We start from the raw sequence: 8,396 nt of genomic DNA on the forward strand, positions 1-8,396 counted from the left end.
TTTCAACCTCCCGAATGGATTTTACAGGATGATTGTTCTTTTGTGTAATACTAAAACCCCGTTTTAATACATTTTTGGGATCCAGATATTCTTTGGCTTTCTCCAGATTGTTGATGTGCTTCTTTTGGGATGTTAAGTAGTTTTTTATCGAATTTTCAAAACTTCGTTGATAATTTTGTAATTCAAGCAGATTTTTTTGGAATGATCGCTCATAGGAGCGAACGAGCTGATTTGAGTATGCTGTAAGGTTTTGTTGCTTTCTGTCCAGGAACTTGCCATAGACATGAAGCAGTTTTTCTTTTCTGATTTCAATGGTATTTTTCGATTTTTCCATGATGCTTTTTACATTGGGATGAATTCGACCGGAGAGATTCCGTATTCTTTGATTTTCAAAGTTGATATTTTGGTTTGTTTTTTCCACCACGCCATCTCTTAAACCCAACAATCTTTCTTCATATTCATAAGCCAGGGATACAAAGAAATCTGCTACTGCAGTAGGTGTTTTCATTTTGGTATGAGCCACCATATCTACCACCGATTCATCTTTTTCGTGTCCGATACCCGTAATGACCGGAAGAGGAAACTGGGCCACGTTAGCAGCCAACTGGTATTGATCGAAACATCCCAGGTCGGCATGGGCGCCTCCTCCCCTGATAATGGCTACGGCATCAAACAAGGCTTCGTGATGGTAAATCTTTTCCAGTGCCTCTATTAGGGAACCTTCGGCTTCATCGCCCTGCATGTAGGCCGGGAACAGCTTTGAATAGAAGATATAACCGTACGGATTGTTGTGGATTTGTTCCATAAAATCTGTGTAGCCGGCAGCCGTTTTTGAGGAAATAACGGCTATCTTCTGGGGAACATGAGGCAATGGAAGCTGTTGGTTCATGTCCATTATTCCTTCCTCTTCAAGTTTTTTTATTACTTCAAGCCTTCGTCTGGCAATGTCACCCAGGGTATAGCTGGGCTCAATATCATGGATATAGAGGCTGTACCCGTATAATTCATGGAACTCCACGGAAACATTGACCATGATCTTCAGTCCCTGTTTGAATTCCCGGCCGGTGGAGGTTTCAAAATAGGGTTTGAGCATCCGGAAAGTGTAAGACCAGATGATCCCCTTGGCCTTGGCTACAATTCTGTCTCCGAATTCGTCCTTTTCCACCAGATCGAGGTAACAGTGGCCTTTTCTGTTTATTTTAAGCTCACTTATTTCTGCAATGACCCAATAGGTATTTTGAAATTCCCGGTTGAGGGTTTTCTTGACTTTTTGGTTTAGTTCAAGTAGGGTCAGCTCATTCTCCATATATGCCCCGTTTTAATGCTTTACTATTTTTTGTTTAATTGTATAATCAGGGTTTAACGATAATTTAATAAGATATATACCCGTGGGAGTATCAGATAAGGCATTAATGCGGATGCGATTGCCGGCCGTTGTTTTTGTAAATTGCCGGTTGAGGATTTTTCTGCCCATCAAGTCGTATATTTCCAGGTAAATGGGTCCCTCACCTGTGTTTACATCGGGAATGTTTATATAAAAATGATTTTTGAAAGGATTGGGAAAAATTTCAACCGAAGATTTGTTTAAATCTTCGATACGAATATCGCCTGCCCTGGCGAAATTGGGTATTCCATATCCGAGAAGCGAATCGGGACTTGCATATTGGTTTGCGTTTCGAATAAGTTTTTCCTTTAGCTCAATGTTGCTGAGTTCCGGAAACTTTTGCCAGAGGCATGCTGCCAATCCTGAAACAATTGGTGTGGAAAAGGAGGTACCATGCGTCATAATAAAAGAGCTGTCTACATTTTGAACTACATTGGAAATTCCCTGAGCAGCAAGCTCCGGTTTTATCCTGCCGTCGTAAGTGGGGCCTGTAGAACTGAAAAAGGCATATTTCCCGTTGGGATCTACCGACCCCACGGAGATAATGCTGTCGGCATCGGCAGGTGCCGAAATGTACTGCCAGATTTCATTCCCCTGGTTTCCGGCACTTGATACAACGAGCATTCCTTTGGAAGCAGCCATTGAGGCAGCTTTGGATATAGGGGTTGTTTCTCCGTTCATATCCTGGAAGGTATGATTTTGGGTACTGTCATCGAAGGTGGTATATCCAAGTGAGGAGTTGATGATGTCTGTTCCTGCGCTGTCAGCAAATTCAGCACCGGCAATCCAGTTGTATTCTTCGATGAGATATTCCGAACCTCCGACTTCGGTTCTGAGCAGCCAATATTCGGCTTCGGGGGCAGTACCGATGTACACTTCGGGTATGTATCCGGCCATCAGGGAAAGCACCATTGTGCCGTGGGAATGGGTGTCATAAACCTGGCTGTCATTTTCCGCAAAATCCCGGGTGCCCAGTATCTGATTATTTTGCCTTATATATTGGAAAACGGGTAGCTTATCAACATTCCTGAAACCTGCATCCAGCACTGCAATAACCATATTGTCACCCCGATGGCTGTGCTTGTGGAGCAGATGACCATTCAACATGCTTATGGGTTCCCATAAATATCCATAATAAATTGAGTCGGAAACCGTAGTTGCTTCTTTCAGTTCCGAGGTGTCTTGTACCTGGATGCCACTGAGGTCTTTTTTTGAAGGGGCAGATATAGGGGGAGCAAGAAATTTTAGGTTTTTAACAAATGAGAAGCTTCGAATGCTGTCGAGTGAAACGGAATCTACTTCCGCGACCAGGGAATTCATCCATTTCGACTTGTTCTGGAGGGTATTGAGATAAGGTTTGATGCTGTCAATATAACGTGGGGAAAGGGGAAGATCGGAAATTTCCAGAGGAATACCGTAACGCTCCCTTCTGTCAATCGCCCTTTCTGAAAGAAATTCCTCCGGATCGCTAAGGCTAAAAGGATTATTTATGGTGTCTTTGTCGGTAAATTCAATGAGAAATCGGGAGCTTTGTGCAAATGTTGAGGTATTGGTTGCCAAAAAGATAACAAACAGTATCCAGAGATTTTTTTTCATACTCAGTGGTATTATTACAATTTTCCGGGTCGGAATTTACGAACAGCATTCCTTCCGGGTATTTATTGTCTGCGCTTTCTTCTGCGGGAAGGCATCAATTCATCCCTGGGATCACCAAATTTGCCCTCCTTGTTCTCCAGCCTGATGATTTCCTGTGTCTCTTTCACTTCAATAGAATCTTTATTTAAAGGTTCTCCGTTCTTATATTTTAACACACGGGCCGTATCGGTGGCGTTTTTATAATATACCCATTTCCCCTCTCTCAGGCCATCCCGGTAAAGACCTTCTATCTCCTTATATCCTTGTGGCGTGAAAATGGTGACATGTCCATCCAGTTCGTCGTTTTGGTATCGTGCAAGAAGTTGTAAATTGCCCTCGGGAAAGAATTGCTTTAAGACGCCGTGTTTGATTCCATTGCGATAGGTTACAATCTCTGAAGTGTCCCCGTTGGGATATAACTTGACTGATTTGCCATTCCTTTTTCCCATATCGAAGTTTTCCCTGATGACAATATTGCCTTCGGAACCGTAAAAGACCCAGATGCTGTCCTTTTTTTTATTCACATATTTGCCTTCGGCTTTTTTTTCACCTTCCTCATTGAAGAGTGTGGCATAAACTTCTCCATCTGAGCGATGTTGCATGATAGCCTTTAAATTCCCGTTTGGAAAATATCTTTTAAATTCTCCTGTAGGATTGCCGTGTTTGAACTCGCCTTTATATCGGATTTGTCCGTTGGAATATTCTTTTTCCCACAATCCGTGTTTTTTGCCTTTCTCATCCAATTGGTTTATGTCATTATTGTTCTGCGCAAAACAATTGATGCTGATCACGAGAAACAATAAAATTAAAGGATGCATTTTTACCATAAGGGAATATTGTTTTCTGTGCAAAATTACAAAACATTGACTGAAAATTTTTATTACAGGAAAAAATAAAAGGCTGCCTTTTCAGACAGCCTTTTATTGAGTCAGAACCTTTATTTATTTCACCTCTTCAAAGTCTACATCGGTTACTTCCCCGTCGTCATTATCATTCTTGCCAGAGGAAGAACCCTGTTGTTGTCCTGAGGTTTGCTCTTCTCCTGTGGTTTGCTGACCACCGCCAGCTTGCTGCTGTGCATTATATATCTCCTGAGAAGCTGCATGCCATGCATTGTTCAGATCTTCCATCCTTTGATCAAGCTCATCGTATTTTTCATTCTTATGAGCCTCTTTTAATGCCTCCAGTGCATCCTGGATTGGCTTTTTCTTGTCTTCGGAGATTTTGTCTCCAAATTCATTCAACTGCTTTTCAGTCTGGAAGATCAGACTATCTGCTTTATTGAGCTTCTCAACCTGTTCTTTTTTCTGCTTATCTTCTTCTTCATGCTGCTTGGCTTCTTCTTTCATCTTGTCGATTTCTTGCTCACTTAATCCTGAAGAAGCTTCAATCCTGATGCTTTGTTCTTTTCCGGTTGATTTATCCTTAGCTGATACGTTCAGTATTCCGTTGGCATCGATGTCGAAGGTTACCTCAATCTGAGGAACGCCTCTTGGTGCCGGTGGAATACCATCCAGATGGAAACGGCCAATGGACTTGTTGTCTTTAGCCATGGGCCTTTCACCTTGCAATACGTGAATTTCAACCGATGACTGGTTATCTGCTGCTGTAGTAAATACCTCGGATTTTCTGGTTGGTATTGTGGTATTGGCTTCGATCAGCTTGGTGAATACGCCGCCCATGGTTTCAATACCCAGTGAAAGCGGAGTAACGTCAAGCAGAAGTACGTCTTTTACATCACCACCCAGTACTCCGCCCTGGATGGCTGCACCAATGGCCACAACTTCATCCGGATTAACCCCTTTCGAGGGTTTTTTACCGAATATTTGTTCAACGGTTTGCTGAACGGCCGGAATTCGGGTCGATCCTCCAACCAGAATAACCTCGTTGATGTCCTTGGCTTCATAACCAGCATCGCTCAATGCTTTCTTGCAAGGCTCAACGGTTCTTTGAACCAAGTGATCTACCAGTTGCTCAAATTTGGATCTTGATAGTTTCTTTACAAGGTGTTTGGGTACACCTTCAACCGGCATAATGTACGGCAAATTGATTTCTGTTTGAGTAGCGCTTGAAAGTTCAATTTTTGCCTTTTCAGCAGCTTCTTTAAGCCGTTGTACGGCCATCGGATCTTGTTTCAGATCTACTCCTTGTTCCTTTTTAAATTCATCAGCAAGCCAGTCAATAAGTACCTGGTCGAAATCATCGCCACCCAGATGGGTATCTCCGTAAGTGGATTTTACTTCAAAAACACCTTCACCCAATTCAAGGATGGAAATGTCAAATGTACCACCACCTAAATCAAATACTGCTACACGCTGGTCTTTATCCTGTTTGTCCAGGCCGTATGCCAGCGAAGCGGCAGTGGGTTCGTTAATGATGCGTTTAACTTCAAGTCCGGAAATTTCACCGGCTTCCTTGGTTGCCTGTCTTTGTGAGTCATTGAAATAAGCAGGCACCGTAACAACAGCTTCAGTAACCTCTTGTCCCAGATAGTCTTCCGCAGTTTTTTTCATTTTTTGCAATACCATTGCGGATATCTCCTGGGGCGTATATTTCCTGTCTTCAATTTTGATCCGGGGCATGTTGTTGTCACCCTTCACCACTTCGTAAGATACCTGCTTAATTTCTTGCTGTACTTCATCATAACTATTCCCCATGAATCGCTTTATGGAAGAAACGGTGTTTTGTGAATTTGTTATGGCTTGCCTTTTGGCCGGATCGCCAATTTTCCTTTCACCGTCTTCCACAAATGCTACCATGGAAGGTGTAGTTCTTTTTCCCTCACTGTTAGGAATAACAACCGGCTCGTTGCCCTCCATTACAGAGACACATGAGTTAGTAGTTCCTAAGTCTATACCTATAATTTTACCCATTTTTTTCCTATTTATTTTTGATTCAACTTTTTATTTTCTGTTGTGAGTTTTATCAATGATTGTGCCATATTTTTTTGAACGTTGAATATGACATTAAAAACACTGGTTTTCAGATGTATGTGTTTGGCCAGGCAATTCAGTGACAAACTGTCATAACTTGAATGAAAATATTCTTATAATCGGTTGGTTTTATTTGTAGATTTGTCGGAAGAATTGAACCTTAAATTATATGAGATATGTCATCAGCAAAAAAGATTAAGAAGGTAACCACCCATGTATTAAATGAAATGAAACTCAGGAAGGAGAGGATATCCATGCTTACTGCCTATGATTATTCTATGGCACGTATACTGGATAAAGCCGAAATTGATGTGATCCTTGTGGGGGATTCCGCATCGAATGTGATGGCCGGTAATGAAACCACCCTCCCGATTACTCTTGATGAGATGATTTATCATGCAAAATCTGTTGTTAGGGCTGTAGAAAGAGCTTTTGTGGCTGTAGACCTTCCGTTTGGTTCCTATCAGGGGAATTCAAAAGAAGCACTGATGTCGGCAATCCGTATAATGAAGGAGACTGGTGGCCATGCGGTGAAAATGGAGGGTGGAAGTGAAATAGAAGAATCGGTTAAACGAATTCTTTCGGCAGGTATTCCTGTTATGGGGCACCTGGGTTTAACTCCCCAGTCCATTTATAAATTCGGAACTTATAAGGTAAGGGCCACAGAAGAAGAGGAAGCCAATAAGCTTATTGAAGATGCACATCTTCTGGAAAATGCCGGGTGTTTTGCACTTGTTTTGGAGAAAGTTCCCGCCAATCTTGCAGGTAAAATTGCTGAAGAATTGACAATTCCTGTAATTGGTATAGGAGCCGGAAAATATGTGGATGGACAGGTTTTGGTATTGCATGATATGCTGGGCATCAATCAGGATTTTTCTCCCAGGTTTTTACGGCGTTACCATAATTTGTATGAAGAGGTACTGGGTGCGGTGCAGGCCTATATTCAGGATATAAAAAATGAAGATTTTCCCAACGATAATGAACAGTATTAAAGAACAAGTTTTATGGAAGTCCTGTATGAGGACAATCATCTTATAGCAGTAAATAAAAACAATAATGACCTGGTCCAGGGAGACAACACAGGAGATGAATCACTTGATCAAAAGGTCAAACAATATTTAAAGGATAAGTACGGCAAACCAGGGAACGTATTTTTGGGGGTAACCCATAGATTGGACAGACCGGTAAGTGGAGCCGTGCTTTTTGCAAAAACCGGCAAGGCATTGTCAAGAGTCAACCGGTTGTTCAAGGAGAAAAAAATAGAAAAGATCTATTGGGCCATTGTGAAAAATGCTCCGGAACTGCCCAATGGATATTTGAAACATTACCTCGTCAGAAATCCACAAAAAAACAAATCTTTTGCTTTTGATCAGCCCGTGGAAAATTCCAAACAAGCCATACTTACCTATAAATTGCTGGTTTCTTCCGATCGATATCATTTGTTGGAGATCAGACCTGAGACAGGAAGGCACCATCAAATCAGAAGCCAGCTTTCAAAAATCGGTTCTCCCATTAAAGGTGATCTTAAGTACGGTTTTTCCAGAAGCAACAAAAATGGAGGTATCTCTCTTCATTCCAGACAAATAATCTTTATTCATCCGGTCCGGAACACATCGGTGTCAATAACAGCCGACCCACCCAGGGATAAATTGTGGGATTTTTTTCTTCAAAATCTGAAATAAAAAATTATATACCTGAATATTAGTGGTTTGACATAAAACCCTTTGTGATTCTTGCTATAATCCAGGTATAATCAACCAAAGCGGTGTTTTTACCGTTTGGAATCATCCGAAAAAAACTTCAATGCGTTTAGTTTTCAACAAAAATTGAGCGTATTGTTGAAAAAAATTTTTTGAAGTATGACGTAACGAGACTTTCCGGTAACACACTGTATGTAAGAACTCTATGGAGATAATCAAAGTTTAATTCACTAAAAATGAGATTTTTTTTGTGTTTTTCTTTTGAATTTTATTAAAAAAATTTGCATCTTTATCCTATTAATTCGTAAATTGGTCATCAAATAAGAAGTCTGGAATGCGAAATTTTAAAAGTCAAGATATAGTGCTATTTTTGTATAATTTTTTATTACTAATCCTAAAAACGGTTAATTATGAACAAAGCAGAATTAATTGATGCAATCGCAAACGAGGCCAATTTAACAAAGGCCGATGCAAAGAAAGCTTTAGATGCTTTTGTAGACGCAACTACTAAGTCTCTGAAAAAAGGCGAAAGAGTAGCTTTAGTTGGATTTGGTTCTTTCTCAGTGGCCAGAAGAAGCCAAAGAACCGGTAGAAATCCGCAAACAGGTAAGCCAATTACCATTAAAGCGAAAAATGTGGTTAAATTTAAGCCAGGATCTGACCTTTCTGAGGCTGTTCAGTAGAAAAGCGAAAAACATTTTCTTAAACGAAGAAAAGGGTGTACATTTGTACGCCCTTTTCTTT

At 41.0% G+C, this 8,396-nt stretch carries 7 protein-coding genes; 3 read left to right on the top strand and 4 right to left on the bottom strand.

The window, feature by feature from the left end:
• The 4 genes from KGY70_11560 to dnaK all read right to left on the bottom strand — a co-directional run.
• Nucleotides 1-1,306 (bottom strand): exodeoxyribonuclease VII large subunit (locus tag KGY70_11560; protein MBS3775817.1); only part of this gene is annotated, 1,306 nt, incomplete at its 3' end.
• 12 nt (nucleotides 1,307-1,318) lie between these two features.
• The gene (locus KGY70_11565; GenBank protein ID MBS3775818.1) at nucleotides 1,319-2,980 is read right to left on the bottom strand and encodes a S8 family serine peptidase; all 1,662 of its coding nucleotides are present in this window, start codon (nucleotides 2,978-2,980) and stop codon (nucleotides 1,319-1,321) included.
• Nucleotides 2,981-3,042: 62 nt separating this feature from the next.
• Entirely contained in the window at nucleotides 3,043-3,846 is an 804-nt protein-coding gene (locus KGY70_11570) for a hypothetical protein (protein MBS3775819.1), read from the bottom strand.
• A gap of 114 nt (nucleotides 3,847-3,960) precedes the next feature.
• Nucleotides 3,961-5,892, bottom strand: a complete 1,932-nt coding sequence (gene dnaK / locus KGY70_11575) for a molecular chaperone DnaK (GenBank protein ID MBS3775820.1) — start codon at nucleotides 5,890-5,892, stop codon at nucleotides 3,961-3,963.
• Between the two features lie 236 nt (nucleotides 5,893-6,128).
• Here dnaK and panB point away from each other — a divergent pair, with 236 nt between their 5' ends.
• The 3 genes from panB to KGY70_11590 all read left to right on the top strand — a co-directional run bounded on the left by panB (nucleotide 6,129) and on the right by KGY70_11590 (nucleotide 8,335).
• On the top strand, nucleotides 6,129-6,944 hold the full coding sequence (gene panB / locus KGY70_11580; protein MBS3775821.1) for a 3-methyl-2-oxobutanoate hydroxymethyltransferase: 816 nt from the start codon (nucleotides 6,129-6,131) through the stop codon (nucleotides 6,942-6,944).
• A gap of 12 nt (nucleotides 6,945-6,956) precedes the next feature.
• Nucleotides 6,957-7,634 carry an RluA family pseudouridine synthase gene (locus tag KGY70_11585; GenBank protein ID MBS3775822.1) on the top strand — a complete coding sequence of 226 codons (678 nt, stop codon included), beginning with the start codon at nucleotides 6,957-6,959 and terminating at the stop codon, nucleotides 7,632-7,634.
• Between the two features lie 428 nt (nucleotides 7,635-8,062).
• Complete coding sequence (locus KGY70_11590) at nucleotides 8,063-8,335, top strand: HU family DNA-binding protein (GenBank protein ID MBS3775823.1); 273 nt, start codon at nucleotides 8,063-8,065, stop codon at nucleotides 8,333-8,335.
• Nucleotides 8,336-8,396 lie beyond the last annotated feature (61 nt).

Source organism: Bacteroidales bacterium (genome assembly GCA_018334875.1).
Taxonomy (GTDB): Bacteria; Bacteroidota; Bacteroidia; order Bacteroidales; family UBA12077; genus JAGXLC01.

Excerpts from the sequence above, each read along its gene's own strand:
- KGY70_11565 (MBS3775818.1), bottom strand. The coding sequence starts at position 2,980 with ATGAAAAAAAATCTCTGGATACTGTTTGTTATCTTTTTGGCAACCAAT.
- KGY70_11570 (MBS3775819.1), bottom strand. The coding sequence starts at position 3,846 with ATGGTAAAAATGCATCCTTTAATTTTATTGTTTCTCGTGATCAGCATC.
- dnaK (MBS3775820.1), bottom strand. The coding sequence starts at position 5,892 with ATGGGTAAAATTATAGGTATAGACTTAGGAACTACTAACTCATGTGTC.
- panB (MBS3775821.1), top strand. The coding sequence starts at position 6,129 with ATGTCATCAGCAAAAAAGATTAAGAAGGTAACCACCCATGTATTAAAT.
- KGY70_11585 (MBS3775822.1), top strand. The coding sequence starts at position 6,957 with ATGGAAGTCCTGTATGAGGACAATCATCTTATAGCAGTAAATAAAAAC.
- KGY70_11590 (MBS3775823.1), top strand. The coding sequence starts at position 8,063 with ATGAACAAAGCAGAATTAATTGATGCAATCGCAAACGAGGCCAATTTA.